This is a genomic window from Streptococcus oralis, assembly GCF_026782345.1.
GTDB classification, from domain to species: Bacteria; Bacillota; Bacilli; order Lactobacillales; family Streptococcaceae; genus Streptococcus; species Streptococcus oralis_CK.
In genome coordinates, this window is the sequence record NZ_JAKUWI010000001.1 from 317,480 (window position 1) to 333,383 (window position 15,904).

Annotated in this window: 17 protein-coding genes and 1 other annotated feature; of the genes, 15 read left to right on the plus strand and 2 right to left on the minus strand. The window is 40.2% G+C overall.

Going from position 1 to position 15,904, the window contains the following annotated elements; translation table 11 throughout:
- Positions 1 to 75 precede the first annotated feature (75 nt).
- From MK405_RS01570 to MK405_RS01605, 8 genes are all read left to right on the plus strand, one after another.
- Positions 76 to 1,335 (plus strand): TRZ/ATZ family protein, encoded by a 1,260-nt coding sequence (locus tag MK405_RS01570; RefSeq protein WP_268704121.1) that lies wholly within the window; start codon positions 76 to 78, stop codon positions 1,333 to 1,335.
- A 61-nt stretch (positions 1,336 to 1,396) separates the two neighbouring features.
- Positions 1,397 to 1,532: a sequence feature (ribosomal protein L10 leader region), on the plus strand.
- 38 nt (positions 1,533 to 1,570) lie between these two features.
- Positions 1,571 to 2,071, plus strand: coding sequence for a 50S ribosomal protein L10 (gene rplJ, locus MK405_RS01575; RefSeq protein ID WP_001287266.1), 501 nt, complete (start codon positions 1,571 to 1,573; stop codon positions 2,069 to 2,071).
- Between the two features lie 74 nt (positions 2,072 to 2,145).
- Complete coding sequence (gene rplL / locus MK405_RS01580; RefSeq protein ID WP_001196962.1) at positions 2,146 to 2,514, plus strand: 50S ribosomal protein L7/L12; 369 nt, start codon at positions 2,146 to 2,148, stop codon at positions 2,512 to 2,514.
- A 372-nt stretch (positions 2,515 to 2,886) separates the two neighbouring features.
- A complete protein-coding gene (locus MK405_RS01585) occupies positions 2,887 to 3,453 on the plus strand; it encodes a hypothetical protein (RefSeq protein WP_033606081.1) in 567 nt (188 codons plus the stop codon).
- Between the two features lie 162 nt (positions 3,454 to 3,615).
- Positions 3,616 to 4,518: a DUF2268 domain-containing putative Zn-dependent protease gene (locus tag MK405_RS01590; protein WP_268704122.1), complete on the plus strand. Its 903-nt coding sequence runs from the start codon at positions 3,616 to 3,618 to the stop codon at positions 4,516 to 4,518.
- A gap of 62 nt (positions 4,519 to 4,580) precedes the next feature.
- Positions 4,581 to 4,949 (plus strand): EXLDI protein, encoded by a 369-nt coding sequence (locus MK405_RS01595; RefSeq protein ID WP_002878245.1) that lies wholly within the window; start codon positions 4,581 to 4,583, stop codon positions 4,947 to 4,949.
- Positions 4,950 to 5,161: 212 nt separating this feature from the next.
- The gene (locus MK405_RS01600; protein WP_084851448.1) at positions 5,162 to 6,166 is read left to right on the plus strand and encodes an NADP-dependent oxidoreductase; all 1,005 of its coding nucleotides are present in this window, start codon (positions 5,162 to 5,164) and stop codon (positions 6,164 to 6,166) included.
- A gap of 16 nt (positions 6,167 to 6,182) precedes the next feature.
- Positions 6,183 to 6,827, plus strand: coding sequence for a TetR/AcrR family transcriptional regulator (locus MK405_RS01605; RefSeq protein WP_268704123.1), 645 nt, complete (start codon positions 6,183 to 6,185; stop codon positions 6,825 to 6,827).
- A gap of 96 nt (positions 6,828 to 6,923) precedes the next feature.
- On the opposite strand, the gene gdhA is transcribed toward MK405_RS01605, so the two are convergent.
- Entirely contained in the window at positions 6,924 to 8,270 is a 1,347-nt protein-coding gene (gene gdhA / locus MK405_RS01610) for an NADP-specific glutamate dehydrogenase (protein WP_268704124.1), read from the minus strand.
- Positions 8,271 to 8,474: 204 nt separating this feature from the next.
- Here gdhA and MK405_RS01615 point away from each other — a divergent pair, with 204 nt between their 5' ends.
- The 7 genes from MK405_RS01615 (at position 8,475) to MK405_RS01645 (ending at position 14,969) form a co-directional block, all read left to right on the plus strand.
- On the plus strand, positions 8,475 to 9,410 hold the full coding sequence (locus MK405_RS01615; RefSeq protein WP_268704125.1) for a dihydroorotate oxidase: 936 nt from the start codon (positions 8,475 to 8,477) through the stop codon (positions 9,408 to 9,410).
- Between the two features lie 32 nt (positions 9,411 to 9,442).
- Complete coding sequence (gene holA, locus MK405_RS01620; protein ID WP_268704126.1) at positions 9,443 to 10,477, plus strand: DNA polymerase III subunit delta; 1,035 nt, start codon at positions 9,443 to 9,445, stop codon at positions 10,475 to 10,477.
- A gap of 72 nt (positions 10,478 to 10,549) precedes the next feature.
- A complete protein-coding gene (gene sodA / locus MK405_RS01625; RefSeq protein ID WP_268704127.1) occupies positions 10,550 to 11,155 on the plus strand; it encodes a superoxide dismutase SodA in 606 nt (201 codons plus the stop codon).
- 153 nt (positions 11,156 to 11,308) lie between these two features.
- The gene (locus MK405_RS01630) at positions 11,309 to 11,839 is read left to right on the plus strand and encodes a YutD family protein (RefSeq protein ID WP_268704128.1); all 531 of its coding nucleotides are present in this window, start codon (positions 11,309 to 11,311) and stop codon (positions 11,837 to 11,839) included.
- A 20-nt stretch (positions 11,840 to 11,859) separates the two neighbouring features.
- Positions 11,860 to 12,945, plus strand: a complete 1,086-nt coding sequence (gene rlmN / locus MK405_RS01635; RefSeq protein WP_268704129.1) for a dual-specificity RNA methyltransferase RlmN — start codon at positions 11,860 to 11,862, stop codon at positions 12,943 to 12,945.
- Position 12,946: 1 nt separating this feature from the next.
- On the plus strand, positions 12,947 to 13,426 hold the full coding sequence (locus MK405_RS01640; RefSeq protein WP_033585745.1) for a VanZ family protein: 480 nt from the start codon (positions 12,947 to 12,949) through the stop codon (positions 13,424 to 13,426).
- Between the two features lies 1 nt (position 13,427).
- Positions 13,428 to 14,969 (plus strand): ABC-F family ATP-binding cassette domain-containing protein, encoded by a 1,542-nt coding sequence (locus MK405_RS01645; protein WP_268704130.1) that lies wholly within the window; start codon positions 13,428 to 13,430, stop codon positions 14,967 to 14,969.
- A 56-nt stretch (positions 14,970 to 15,025) separates the two neighbouring features.
- Here MK405_RS01645 and MK405_RS01650 read toward each other — a convergent pair whose 3' ends face one another.
- On the minus strand, positions 15,026 to 15,829 hold the full coding sequence (locus MK405_RS01650) for a peptidylprolyl isomerase (protein WP_084853438.1): 804 nt from the start codon (positions 15,827 to 15,829) through the stop codon (positions 15,026 to 15,028).
- Between the last annotated feature and the right edge of the window lie 75 nt (positions 15,830 to 15,904).

A 15,904-nucleotide genomic window follows, 5' to 3' on the forward strand; every position in this document is an offset into this window, starting at 1 on the left:
ACAAAAAAAGTTGCCTTCGGGTGACTTTTTTGTTACAATAGCTAGAAAAAATCAGGGTCTTAGAAGGAGAAAACAATGAAAGTCTATCAGCATGTAAATATTGTGACTTGTGACCAAGATTTCCATATTTATTTGGATGGTATCTTAGCTGTTAAGGACTCTCAAATCGTCTATGTCGGCCAAGAGGAGCCAGAGATTCTAGAGCAAGCTGAGCAGATTATAGACTATCAGGGAGCCTGGATCATGCCTGGATTGGTCAATTGCCATACCCACTCTGCTATGACAGGTTTGCGAGGGATTCGGGATGATAGCAATCTCCATGAATGGCTCAATGACTATATCTGGCCAGCAGAAGCAGGCTTTACTCCCGATATGACTACCAAGGCGGTCAAAGAGGCTCTGACAGAAATGCTCCAGTCAGGGACAACAACCTTTAACGATATGTATAATCCCAATGGTGTGGATATCCAGCAAATTTATCAGGCAGTCAAGGCATCTAAGATGCGTTGTTATTTCTCACCGACCCTCTTTTCTTCAGAGACAGAAACAACTGCTGAGACTATAAGTAGAACACGGTCCATTATAGAAGAAATCTTAGGATATGAAAATTCAAATTTCAAGGTTATGGTAGCTCCCCATTCTCCGTATAGCTGTAGTAGAGACTTGCTAGAAGCGAGCTTAGATATGGCAAAAGAGCTGGACATTCCCATCCATATCCATGTGGCGGAGACCAAGGAGGAATCAGGAATTATCCTGAAACGCTACGGCAAACGCCCCCTCGCCTTTCTAGAAGAACTGGGTTACTTAGATCATCCGTCTGTTTTTGCTCATGGGGTCGAACTAAACGAACAAGAAATTGAACGTTTGGCAACCTCCCAAGTGGCTATCGCCCACAATCCTATCAGTAATCTAAAACTGGCCTCAGGAATCGCTCCAATCATCCAACTCCAAAAAGCAGGAGTAGCAGTGGGGATTGCGACTGACTCGGTTGCTTCCAATAACAATCTAGATATGTTTGAGGAAGGACGGACTGCAGCCCTTCTTCAGAAGATGAAGAGTGGAGATGCCAGCCAGTTTCCAATCGAAACAGCCCTCAAAGCTCTGACGATAGAAGGTGCCAAGGTCCTTGGAATGGAAAAGCAGATAGGAAGCCTAGAAGTCGGCAAACAGGCAGATTTTCTGGTCATTCAACCACAAGGAAAAATCCATCTACAACCTCAGAAAAATATGTTATCTCACCTCGTTTATGCAGTCAAATCCAGTGATGTTGACGATGTTTATATTGCAGGAGAACAGGTGGTTAAGCAAGGCAAAGTTTTGACGGTAGAGATTTAAAAAATTTCAAAAAAAGTTTGCAAAAATCTTGCATTCTTTTTTTGTCTATGCTATACTTATATACGGTTTGAAAAAACTGCCTAAGACAGTAGGGGAGCTCGACTCATAAAGATCCTACCGAGGACAAAACGTATCATGTAAAAAGAAGCGTATTGTACTTTCGTGTCTAGGTTTGGGCGCGTTTTTCTTTTGAAAAAATTCCCCAAGCAAAATAATTACGGAGGTGAACACACTAATGAGTGAAGCAATTATTGCTAAAAAAGCGGAACTAGTTGACGTAGTAGCTGAAAAAATGAAAGCTGCTGCATCTATCGTCGTTGTAGACGCTCGTGGTTTGACAGTTGATCAAGATACAGTTCTTCGTCGTGAGCTTCGTGGAAGCGAAGTTGAGTATAAAGTTATTAAAAACTCAATCTTGCGTCGTGCAGCTGAAAAGGCTGGTCTTGAAGATCTTGCATCAGTATTTGTTGGACCATCTGCCGTAGCATTTTCTAATGAAGATGTTATCGCACCAGCGAAAATCTTGAACGACTTTGCTAAAAACGCTGAAGCACTTGAAATCAAAGGTGGTGCAATTGAAGGCGCTGTCGCATCTAAAGAAGAAATCGTTGCTCTTGCAACTCTTCCAAACCGCGAAGGACTTCTTTCTATGCTCCTTTCTGTACTTCAAGCGCCAGTGCGCAACGTTGCTCTTGCAGTCAAAGCGGTTGCAGACAACAAAGAAGACGCAGCTTAATCTTAAGCTACGCAGCGTAGCATAGCTACGGAAAAACTATTATAAAATTTAAAACTTATTTGGAGGAAATAACAATGGCATTGAACATTGAAAACATTATTGCTGAAATTAAAGAAGCTTCAATCCTTGAATTGAACGACCTTGTAAAAGCTATCGAAGAAGAATTTGGTGTAACTGCAGCTGCTCCTGTAGCTGTAGCTGCAGCTGGTGCTGCTGATGCTGGTGCTGCTAAAGATTCATTTGACGTTGAATTGACAGCTGCTGGTGATAAAAAAGTTGGCGTTATCAAAGCTGTACGTGAAATCACTGGTCTTGGACTTAAAGAAGCTAAAGAACTTGTTGATGGTGCACCAGGTGTCATCAAAGAAGGCGTTCCAACTGCAGAAGCTGAAGAAATCAAAGCTAAATTGGAAGAAGCTGGAGCTTCAGTTACTCTTAAGTAATAGAGCAACTACATTAGTAGCTTAAAAATATGATTAAACCGCTATTCTTAGGAGTAGCGGTTTTTCTTTATAATTGAAAAGAGAAAATTTATAAAGTGTCTCCAGTTGTTCCATAAGATTTTCATCATAAAGTTCTGGAGTTTGATTAGAGAACCATGTTAATCAAACTCCAACGCTCGATAAAGCGATGATGTATCTGTGGAAGGAGATTATGTTTGCTAAGGTATTTTTTGCAGAAATAGTGGTACAATATCCTTAGAATAGTTCAAAATTTATCTTTGCTAGGGGAAAGGGAGATTGAACTCCCTGATGCATCCGTCTTAGTATGGGATTAATGTCCTATAAAAAGGAAATGTTATAAAGGTGATATTGATGGAAAGATATGAATTTACAGCGACAACAGCAAAATCAGATATAATAATTGGTATCCTTTTTCCCATGTTCCTCATGCTTCCTGTATTGGGAATACAGTTGGCTATATTCTATTTAAAACTGAATGATTTTTTTAAATCACAACCTCTTTTTCTTTATACGATAGTATTAGTGTTTTTTGGTATTAGTTTTCTTTTAATTAAAAAAATACAAGGTAGTCTAGTGAAGAATTTTGTCGTAGAATTATCTGGAAGAAATATTAGGATTTGGTGTGATGGAAAGGAGATTGTATCAGGAGAAGTTGTTTTCTGTAGGATAAAAAATAAGGAGCCTAAACTGGGGGCGAGAGCCTTAAATGTAGACATAGACACCAAGGGGGATAACATTAAATTTCGAGTTCGGTCTAAGGAATATGAAAGTTTATCATCTTCTACTTGGAATCCTCTCGGGACAAGCAAACCCTCTGATGTAGAAACGTTATTATCTTTGGGCAAAAAAATAAAAAATGCTATGGAAGAAGAAGTTTTGATAGAAGATGAAGCTTCAAAAAAACCTCGATCGTTTTGATTTAAAATGGGTAAACCTACTTGAAATTATAGTCTGATACGAAAGATTTAGTATGTCATTTTTTCCAAAAGTTACTAGAATTTTGATAGAAATTCAATTTTCTTCTTGACCCTGACCTTGGGTAAGGGATTATACTAATAGTAGATAAGAAAGGAGATTACTATGAAAATCAATATGATTCGTTCAGATAAAGTTTATCAAGAGATGCTAGAGCTACCCTTAGAAAAGAGAGAAGGTTGCTTTCGAGCCAAAATATTAGCACCTTTTGCAACGAAATACCAAACTCAACACATTCCTTTAAAAGCGAAGTATCCTGGAGGATTTGATGCTCTGTTTCTACTTGGCTTTATGAATCAGTTGCCTGCAACTCTCTCGGAAAAGGATAGACCGGCTATCGACGCTCTAAGTTCTGATCAACTCTGGCAAAATTGTCAAGATACCATCAAGAGGAGTATTGGTCTTTTTGAGCAAGCTGGCTATGATTTAGAGGTTGAGGATTACCATTTTACTATTTTACTGGGCAATCCAGAAAAACCTATGCTACAGCTTAATAAGGGTTATAGCGGAGATGGTGGAATTCCAGGTTATCTCATGCTTAGTCTGCTACCGAATGACTATACTTTGCCACGTGTGCAAGCGGCTCTGGCCCACGAGTGCAATCATAATGTCCGCTTCCAATTTATCAAATGGAACCAGCAGACGACACTAGCAGACTGGGTAGTCAGTGAAGGATTGGCAGAGTCTTTTGCAGCTGAGCTTTATGGCAAAGATCTCATCGGATCTTGGGTCACTTCAACCAGTCCAGAGCAGTTAGAAGAGATTAAGCCCATCATCTCAAGTCAGCTTCAGCTAACAGGGATGGCGGAAATGGCTCCTTATCTTTACGGTGATGAAATAGCTGAGATACAGGGTCAGATACCAGTTGGAATGCCTTATGCTGCGGGCTATGCTTATGGTTATCATCTGATACAAGCTTATCTGAAAAAGACTGGCAAGAGCATTATTGAGGCTACTGTGACATCAACGGAAGAGATTCTAGAGGCGACTAAAGATTTTTGGAAATGACACTTTTGCTTGAAAATCTGCCAGAGTCTGATATAATGAAAGTAATTTTTGGAGGTAACTATATGCACTATAAAAGAGTTGAATTAAAAGTCACAAATCAAGGTATCCATGAGCGCAAGATTTTTCAAGGAGTTAAAATTTTCAGTCGGAGCAAGCTGTCCAAAGATCAGAAAAGCATTCTGACGCAGAAGCTTTACCTGACATCGAAGCAAAATATTGTTTACTATCAACGGAAAGATATCAATTATGACCAGAACTGGCATCATCATAAGGACTATTATGAACTAACTTTTGGCCATATAGATAGAGAGACTGTTTTTAAGGTTTGTCAAGATTTTGACGAACTAAGTCCTTTTCTGGAAAATGAGCTGCTGGAGAAGTTAAAAGAAAAGCAGTCAACAGGCAAATTTTTTGAAAAATTAGATATATAAAAATCCGGCTGCTTTTATAAGCAGTCGGATTTCTTTGAGTTATAGTTTGATAATCTTTCATAAGGAAAAATAGATCTATTTTTATCATGAACAGCTTTTGTTAGAAGCTGTGGAAACGGTATAGTTGAAATCTATGAAGAATAAGTGTATAATCAAGAAAAAATGATTGAGTGCTCACTCAATTTTTTTTAGATGTGTAAGGAGTTCATACAATGGTTGTTCAAGCAATACAATATAGTCGTTTCGGTGATGAAGAAGTGTTAGATTTAGTGAACATTAAATCTGATTCTTTGAAAGTGAATCAAGTTAGGGTAGAAGTTTATGCAGTTGGTTTAAATCCTATTGATTATAAAACTTTTGAGGGTGCAAAGCCACTTCGTTTTCTATCTTTTATGACGAAACTAAGGAAGCCAAGTCATTGGTTTGAGTCAAAATCATCTCTTTTTCCAAGAGGTATTGGTCGGGATTTTGCTGGAGTTATCACAGAAGTTGGTGAAGGAGTAAGTCGGTTTGCAGTAGGGGATAAGGTTTTTGGAACAATGATCAGTGACCCTGGATTAGGCACCAAGAAGGGAGCTTTGGCAACAGAAATTTGTGTCAATGAATCGGAAATTGTATTGAAACCAGAGATGATTGATATGAACCATGCAGCTACTATGGGTGTAGCCTCTCTAACAGTGGGAGGTGCTTTTAGAAAGATTGAGCTAAACTCTAAAGATGTTGTAGTTATTTCAGCAGCAGCAGGTGGTATTGGAAGTATCGCAGTACAGTATGCAGTTGCTAAGGGTGCAACGGTTATCGGAATTGCAAGTAAGAAAAATTCAGAATACCTGAAGTCCTTAGGTGCCATACCAGTAGCTTACGAAGAGAACATCCAGAATGCTCTTCTATCAGCAAGTCCAAAGCCAATTACAAAATTCTTGGATTGCTATGGAAGTGATTATGTTAAATTGGCTTTCAGTTTGGGATTGAAGGGCACGGCTATTGGAACGCTAGTACCTTCACCATATGTTATGATAAGAGGAGCTCAGTTCACGGGTCCGAGACATTCCACATATGATGATTTTAGAGTTCTAGCGGAAATGGTCTCAGATGGGAAGGTTCGGCTGAATATTGATCAGGTTTATGATTTTTCTCTAAAGTCTGTTAGAGAGGCATATCGTAGTCTGAAGTCGGGACACACTCGAGGTAAGAAGGTTGTAAAAGTAAGAGGGTAGCAGAGAGGTGCCAGCAATGGAAAGTTTAGAACAAAAGTATGCCCAGACATTAGAAAATAGCAACTTGAGTTTAAAACAACGTCAAGTATTATTATCAAGTCTAAAGCTATTTTCAGAAATTGGCTTTGAAAATACAACAGCCAGCCTTATTGCTAAGGAGGCTGGAGTTTCAGAAGGGACCGTTTTTAGTTACTTTAAGACCAAGGAAGGCATCTTAGAAGCTATTCTGTCAACTTTTCTCGAACAGGTTATTCCAGATGTAATTGCTGATTTTTCTGAGAAGAAATTTACAGCAAACCAAGAGTCTTTTCCACTATTTTTAAGAAGTATTGTTCGAGATAGACTAGTTTTCATTCAGAAGAATCAAATGCAAGTTAAAATTCTCTTGAACCGTTCTTTTATTGATAAAACTATTTCTGACCAGTTAGGGAATGTTATTATTCACTCTATCATTAAGCCAATTAGTCCAGTTCTGAATCAGTTTAAAGAAAATGGTGTTATCCGAGATTGGTCAAATGAAAGAATTGTTCGTTATATTCTAGCTTTGAGTCTTTCTTATGCTCTTCCAATGATGTTGAATGATAATGAGGACCTAGACATATATGAAGCAGTAAATGAAATAGTTGAATGCCTGTCTTTTGCCTTAGTAGAGGTAAAATAAATCTTGATTTTAAGCTTACTATTTTAAATGGTGAGCTTTTTTGAAGCCAACATAAAAATCCCCAATCATAACGATTGAGGATTGAGCAAATGAATTTTAAACAATACCTTGTGCAATCATCGCGTTTGCTACGTTTTCGAAGGCAGCGATATTTGCTCCTGCAAGGTAATCAGTACCAAGACCATATGTTTCAGCAGTTGTTTTAGCTGTGTTGAAGATGTTTATCATGATGTCTTTGAGACGGTCGTCAACTTCTTCACGTGTCCATGAAAGGCGAAGGCTGTTTTGGCTCATTTCAAGTGCAGATACAGCTACACCACCAGCGTTGGCAGCTTTGGCAGGTCCATAAAGGATTCCGTTTTCTTTGTAGACTTTAATCGCATCAAGGTCGCTCGGCATGTTAGCACCTTCTGATACGCAGATAACACCTTGAGCAACCAAACGTTTAGCAGCTTCACCGTTGATTTCATTTTGAGTCGCACATGGAAGAGCAATATCGTAGTTTCCAGCGTAAGTCCATACAGAACCTTCATGGTAAGTAGCAGTTGCTTTCTCAGCTGCATACTCAGTCAAACGTGCACGACGGTTATTCTTCACATCTGCTAGAAGGTCGAAGTCGATACCATTTTCATCAATGACATAACCATTTGAGTCAGATACAGAGATAACAGTTGCACCAAGTTCAGTTGCTTTTTGAAGAGCATATTGAGCTACGTTACCAGAACCTGAAATCACAACCTTCTTACCAGTAAAGCTGTTACCGTTGGCTTTGAGCATTTCTTCAGTATAGTAAACCAAACCGTAACCAGTTGCTTCTGGACGAATCAAGCTACCACCGAATCCAAGAGGTTTACCAGTCAAGACACCAGCATCAAATTGGTTAAGGCGTTTGTATTGTCCGTAAAGGTAACCAATTTCACGTCCACCAACACCGATATCGCCAGCTGGGACGTCAAGTGATGGTCCGATGTATTTTTGCAATTCTGTCATAAAGCTTTGGCAGAAGCGCATCACTTCAGCATCAGTCTTTCCTTTAGGATCGAAGTCTGATCCCCCTTTACCTCCACCGATTGGAAGGCCAGTCAAGACGTTTTTAAAGATTTGTTCAAATCCGAGGAATTTCAAGATCCCTTGGTTTACAGTTGGGTGGAAACGAAGTCCGCCTTTATATGGTCCAACAGCTGAGTTGAATTGAACACGGTAACCACGGTTGACTTGGACTTTACCTTCACGGTCAACCCAAGGAACACGGAAAGAAATCACGCGCTCAGGCTCAGTGATACGTGCCAAGATGTTTTCTTCGATATACTCAGGGTGTTTTTCAAATACAGGTTCCAAAGTGCTGAAGAATTCTTCAACCGCCTGGAGAAATTCAGCCTCATGCCCGTTACGAGCTTTCACAGTTGCAAACACGCTTTGGATATATTCTTTAGCAGATGTCATATCGTTCTCCTTTTGTTGTTATATTTTATTACATGAGCCATTATAGCAGAATTTTTTTTGAGTGTAAAGAAAAAAACAGAAATTTTCTAAAAATTCTTTCAATTTACAAAACCGAACGTTTTATATAGAAATTAGTTTCTCAAAGAGAAAATCTTAAAGTATGGTATAATATTAGAAATAAAAGGAATCTGGAGGATCAGAATCATGGTATCAACGAAAACACAAATAGCTGGCTTTGAGTTTGACAGTTGCTTGATGAATGCAGCGGGTGTGGCTTGTATGACGATAGAAGAGCTTGAAGGGGTCAAAAACTCAGCGGCGGGTACTTTTGTTACGAAGACTGCGACATTGGACTTTCGTCAGGGCAATCCTGAGCCACGATACCAGGATGTTCCACTTGGTTCTATCAACTCCATGGGCTTACCAAATAATGGTTTAGACTATTATCTGGACTATCTTTTGGACTTGCAGGAAAAAGAGCCAAACCGAACTTTCTTCCTATCTCTAGTTGGCATGTCTCCAGAAGAAACACATACCATCTTGAAAAAAGTTCAAGAGAGTGAATTCAAAGGACTGACAGAGCTTAATCTTTCTTGTCCAAATGTTCCAGGAAAACCTCAGATTGCTTATGATTTTGAGACAACAGATTGTATCTTGGCAGAAGTATTTGCCTACTTTACCAAACCTCTTGGAATCAAATTGCCACCTTATTTTGATATTGTTCACTTTGATCAAGCGGCAGCTATTTTCAACAAATACCCGCTCAAGTTTGTTAACTGTGTTAACTCTATCGGAAACGGCCTTTATATAGAAGACGAGTCGGTCGTGATTCGTCCTAAGAATGGTTTTGGTGGAATTGGTGGAGAGTATATCAAACCGACTGCTCTAGCGAATGTGCACGCCTTTTACCAACGTCTCAATCCGCAAATCCAAATCATCGGAACGGGTGGTGTTCTAACGGGTCGTGATGCCTTTGAACACATCCTCTGCGGTGCGAGTATGGTGCAAGTAGGGACTACCCTTCACAAAGAAGGCGTCGGTGCTTTTGAACGCATTACCAATGAACTGAAAGCTATTATGGCGGAAAAAGGGTACGAGAGCCTAGAAGATTTCCGTGGGAAATTGCGCTATATTGATTAAGTTTAATAAAAAATCAGAAGAAAGGAGAGAAGATGCTAGCCATAGAAGAGAGTCAAAAGGTATCTCTATCAAATTTATCTAGCTTGAATCTATTTACAGGGACAGATCAGGGTCAGTTTGAAGTTATGAAGAGTCAAGTGTTGAAGCAGATTGGTTATGATCCAGCTGATCTCAACTTTGCTTACTTTGATATGAAAGAAGTAGCTTATAAAGACTTAGAGTTGGAGCTGGTCAGTCTCCCTTTCTTTGCGGATGAGAAAATCGTGATATTAGATCATTTTGTCGATATCACAACAGCCAAGAAACGTTTTTTAACAGATGATGAGCTAAAGTCATTTGAGGAATACCTTGATAATCCTTCGCCAACAACCAGGTTATTGATATTTGCTGAAGGAAAACTGGATAGCAAAAGACGGTTGGTCAAGCTGCTCAAACGAGATGCGACTGTCTTTGACGCTATTGAACCCAAGGAACAAGAACTCCGCCAGTATTTCCAAAAATGGAGTCAGACACAAGGTTTGCAGTTTGTGGGGCAATCCTTTGAAAATCTACTCATCAAGTCTGGTTTTCAATTTAGCGAAATCCAGAAAAATCTCCTTTTTTTACAGTCTTATAAATCAGACGGCATGATTGAGGAGAAGGATATTGTCGAGGCTATTCCAAAGACTTTGCAGGACAACATTTTTGATTTGACTCAGTTTATTTTAGCTAAGAAGATTGACCAGGCGCGTGACTTGGTTAAAGATTTGACCTTGCAAGGGGAGGATGAGATCAAGCTCATAGCTGTCATGTTAGGACAGTTTCGAACCTTTACCCAGGTGAAAATTTTATCAGAGACTGGTCAGACGGAATCACAGATTGCAAGCAGTCTGGGAACTTACTTGGGGCGCAATCCTAATCCTTATCAAATCAAATTTGCACTCAGAGATTCGAGAGGGATTTCCTTGAGCTTTCTCAAACAAGCTATCTGCTATTTAATTGAAGCAGACTACCAGATTAAAACAGGTGTCTATGAAAAAGGCTACCTTTTTGAGAGAGCGCTGTTACAGATATCTATCCAAGCGTAATGAGCATAAAACTTGAAAAAAGAGGATGATTGCGTTATCATCTTCATATAGAAAGAAAAAGAGGTATTACAGATGGCTATTATCTTACCAGATCTTCCATACGCATATGACGCTTTGGAACCATACATCGATGCAGAAACAATGCACTTGCACCATGACAAACACCACCAAACTTATGTCAACAATGCTAACGCAGCTCTTGAAAAACACCCTGAAATCGGTGAAGACCTTGAAACCTTGCTTACTGATGTAGACTCTATCCCAGCTGATATCCGTCAAGCACTTATCAATAACGGTGGGGGACACTTGAACCACGCTCTTTTCTGGGAATTGATGACTCCTGAAAAAACTGCTCCATCAGCAGAACTTGCAGTAGCAATCGACGCAACATTTGGTTCATTTGAAGAGTTCCAAGCAGCCTTTACAGCAGCAGCTACAACTCGCTTCGGTTCTGGATGGGCTTGGTTGGTTGTCAACAAAGAAGGGAAGCTTGAAGTAACTTCAACAGCAAACCAAGACACACCAATCTCAGAAGGCAAAAAACCAATCTTGGGCTTGGACGTTTGGGAACATGCTTACTACGTGAAATACCGCAATGTGCGTCCTGACTACATCAAAGCTTTCTTCTCAGTCATCAACTGGAACAAAGTAGATGAGCTTTACGCAGCAGCTAAATAAAAAATAGGAAGGGAAGAGCCAATCTTCTCTTTTTGGTTTATATGGCAGAAGTCTGACAAAATCGTCAGACTTTTTTCATTTTTATGAGAAATGTGCTAATTGCTAGAAATTATGGTAAAATAGAGTGTTAAGTAATCGTGGAAAAGGAAGACTATGCGTAAAGAAATTGCACCTGAATTATACAACTATAACAAGTTTCCTGGCCCAGAATTTCAGGTAAATGGGGATAAGGTTGAGACTGAAGGGATTGCTTTTACCTTGGTTGAAAATATCAAGGATGCTTTCGATGTGACAGTCTTTAATCAGCGCTTTTCAGAAGTGTTGACCAAGTTTGATTATGTCGTGGGGGACTGGAGCAATGAACAGCTCCGTCTACGTGGCTTTTATAAAGACGACCGAACAGAGGAAAAAAATGAAAAGATCAGTCGCTTACAAGATTATCTTTTGGAGTACTGTAGTTATGGTTGTGCTTATTTTGTCCTAGAAAACCAAGCACCGAAGCGGGCTTCATTTGACAAGAAAATGCGTAAAAAAGAGGAGGAAAACCTTTCTAGAAAAGGAAAGAAACCTTCGCAAAACAAGAGAAGACCAAATGCGGATAAGCGAAATAGACGTCGTCATAAGGACCAAAAGTCTCAGAAAGAGGACAAGGGACAGCGCCATTTTGTCATTCGTCAGAAATAGATAGAGAATAAGGAGAAGAGATGAAACCGTCTATTTATAGTTTAACACGTCAAACCATGCAAGAATGGGTATTAGAACAAGGAGAAAAGAAATTCCGAGCAGATCAAATCTGGGAATGGCTCTACCGTAAACGTGTCCAGTCATTTGAAGAAATGACCAACCTTTCTAAAGATTTGATTGCCAAGCTCAATGACCAGTTTGTGGTCAATTCATTGAAACAACGGATTGTACAAGAGTCAGCTGACGGTACTGTTAAGTACCTTTTTGAGTTGCCAGATGGCATGTTGATTGAGACAGTACTCATGCGTCAACACTACGGTTTGTCAGTCTGTGTTACCACTCAGGTCGGCTGTAATATTGGTTGTACCTTCTGTGCATCAGGCTTGATCAAGAAACAACGTGACCTTAATAACGGGGAAATCGTAGCGCAGATCATGTTGGTTCAGAAATACTTTGATGAACGTGGTCAGGACGAACGTGTCAGCCATATCGTTGTTATGGGAATTGGTGAACCATTTGATAACTACAACAATGTATTGAATTTTGTTCGTACCATCAATGATGACAAGGGGATGGCTATCGGTGCTCGTCACATCACTGTTTCAACTTCAGGTTTGGCCCATAAAATTCGTGACTTTGCTAATGAAGGCGTACAGGTCAATCTGGCTGTTTCCCTTCACGCACCAAACAATGAATTGCGTTCAAGCATCATGAAGATTAACCGTGCCTTTCCGATTGAAAAGCTTTTCGCAGCTATTGAGTACTATATCGAAACAACCAATCGTCGTGTAACTTTTGAATACATCATGCTCAATGAAGTCAACGATGGTGTAGAACAAGCCTTGGAATTGGCTGAATTGCTCAAAAACATCAAAAAATTGTCTTATGTAAACTTGATTCCTTATAACCCAGTTAGTGAACATGACCAATATAGCCGTAGTCCTAAAGAACGCGTGATGGCCTTCTACGATACCCTCAAGAAAAAAGGGGTCAACTGTGTTGTTCGTCAAGAGCATGGTACAGATATTGATGCAGCTTGTGGACAATTACGCTCCAATACAATGAAACGTGACCGCCAGAAGGCAGTCGCAGCGGTAAATCCATAAAATGACTAAAAAAAGAGAATTAACCTTAAGATTGGGAGTGGCTGTTTATAGCCTATGCATTGTCTGTTTTTGCTTCACTCCTCAGCCTCAACTTCCTACAGGAGTGGAAACTCCAGGTATTCAAACTTTTGGACGCCTGGTTTTTCTTTTAACTCCCTTAAACTCCCTTTGGAATCTGGGTGAAGTGACCAGTTTGGGACAAGTCCTTTGGATCTTTTTGCAGAACATTTTAAATGTTTTCTTGCTTTTCCCTCTGGTCTTTCAACTAATCTATCTCTGTCCAAACTTGCGGCAAACGAAAAAAATCCTCCTTCTCAGTTTTTTACTGAGTCTGGGAATTGAGTGTACGCAACTGGTCTTAGACTTTTTCTTTGATTTTAATCGCGTCTTTGAGATTGATGATTTGTGGACCAACACCTTGGGAGGCTATCTGGCTTGGCTCCTCTATAAAGGATTGCATAAAAACAAGATAAGGAATTAGAATGAGTATTTTAGAAGTTAAAAATCTGAGTCACGGTTTTGGTGACCGTGCAATTTTTGAAGATGTGTCTTTCCGTCTCCTCAAGGGAGAACACATCGGTTTAGTCGGTGCCAATGGTGAGGGAAAATCAACCTTTATGAGCATCGTGACTGGTAAGATGTTGCCAGATGAAGGGAAGGTGGAGTGGTCCAAATATGTGACTGCTGGCTATCTGGACCAGCATGCTGTGCTAAAGGAAGGTCAAACTGTTCGTGATGTGCTCCGTACGGCCTTTGATGAGCTATTTAAAGCAGAAGCACGTATCAATGACCTCTATATGGAGATGGCGGAAGACGGAGCCGATATCGATGCGCTTATGGAAGAAGTTGGCGAACTCCAAGACCGTTTGGAGAGTCGTGACTTCTATACTTTGGATGCTAAGATTGATGAAGTAGCGCGTGCTCTCGGTGTCATGGACTATGGCATGGATACGGATGTAACAGCATTATCAGGTGGACAAAGAACCAAGGTCCTTTTGGCTAAACTTCTCCTTGAAAAACCAGATATTTTGTTGCTTGACGAGCCAACCAACTACTTGGATGCTGAACACATTGACTGGCTCAAGCGTTATCTTCAAAACTATGAGAATGCCTTTGTCCTTATTTCGCATGATATTCCTTTCCTCAACGACGTAATCAATATCGTCTATCATGTTGAAAATCAACAATTGACTCGCTATTCTGGTGACTACCACCAGTTTCAAGAAGTCTATGCTATGAAGAAATCTCAGTTAGAAGCGGCCTATGAACGTCAACAGAAAGAGATTGCAGATCTCAAGGATTTTGTCGCTCGAAACAAAGCGCGTGTCGCAACGCGTAATATGGCCATGTCCCGTCAAAAGAAACTGGACAAGATGGACATCATCGAACTTCAAAGTGAGAAGCCAAAACCATTCTTTGATTTTAAACCAGCTCGCACCCCTGGACGCTTTATCTTCCAAGCAAAGGACTTGCAGATTGGTTATGACCGTCCCCTTACCAAGCCTTTAAACCTCACCTTTGAACGCAATCAAAAGGTTGCTATTATTGGAGCCAATGGTATCGGGAAAACAACTCTCTTGAAGTCTCTCTTGGGCATTATCCCACCAATCGCTGGAGAAGTCGAACGCGGTGACTACCTAGAACTTGGTTACTTTGAACAGGAAGTAGAAGGTGGAAATCGCCAAACTCCCCTTGAGGCTGTATGGAATGCCTTTCCTGCACTTAACCAAGCAGAAGTTCGTGCAGCCCTTGCTCGTTGTGGCTTGACGACCAAGCACATTGAAAGTCAGATTCAGGTCTTGTCAGGTGGGGAACAAGCCAAGGTGCGTTTCTGTCTCTTGATGAACCGTGAAAACAACGTTTTAGTACTGGACGAGCCGACCAACCATTTGGATGTAGATGCCAAGGATGAACTCAAACGTGCTCTCAAAGAATACAGAGGAAGCATCCTCATGGTTTGTCACGAGCCAGACTTCTATGAAGGCTGGATGGACCAAATCTGGGACTTTAACAAGCTAACTTAAAAATGAGAAAAAAAGAAATACAGTATCGAATGCGGATACTGTATTTTTTAGGTTATTTAGGATTTAAAATCGTAATCTTTTACCACTTCGATACTATCGATAGTGATAGCAGTAGTTGGTTTGTCTTTTTCATCTTTTTCAGCCTTAGCAATCTTATCCACAACATCCATACCGTCAATCACTTGACCAAATACTGGGTGTTTACCATCTAGACTAGGATTTCCACCCTCTTTATAGGCTTCGATGATCTTCTTTGGATACTTGCTTGTAGGGAGTTTAGCAGAGGTATCTGTAGAGTTTTGGTTGATGAAGAACTGGCTACCATTGGTGTTTGGTTGACCAGTATTAGCCATAGCAAGAGCTCCTCGGATATTGTATAGGTAAGGAGAGATTTCATTTTTGAAACCAGTTCCCTTGTCCTTTGTTTTATCCTTATCATGCCAGATAGATTGGCCACCTGTACCATCTCCCTTAGGATCTCCAGTTTGGACCATAAAGCCATCAATGACACGGTGGAAGGTGATGCCGTTATAATAGCCTTCCTTAGCGTGAGTGAGGAAGTTTTCAACTGCTAGAGGTGCTAGTTTTGGAAAGAGTTTGATGCGTATATCACCTTGACTTGTGTGGAGAATGACTTCAGCTTCATCTTCAGCAACTTCTTTAGAAAGTTGAGGGAAGTTAGCATTTTCATTGGTCAGAGCATCGTTCAAATCTTTGGCGGCCTGAGCAGCTGCTTTAGAACTTTCTTCAGCTGAGATACTAGAGTCAACATAGTCATCGCCACGCAGACTACGTTGGATACTACTACATCCAGCTAGGGCAACAGTGGACAGTAAAAGAAGGGTTGCTAGTTTTTTCATTGTTTTCCTCTCAAAAATTCATTTCTACCATTGTACCCTAAAAGGGAGGTGATTTCAAATGTTAATAATTTTACT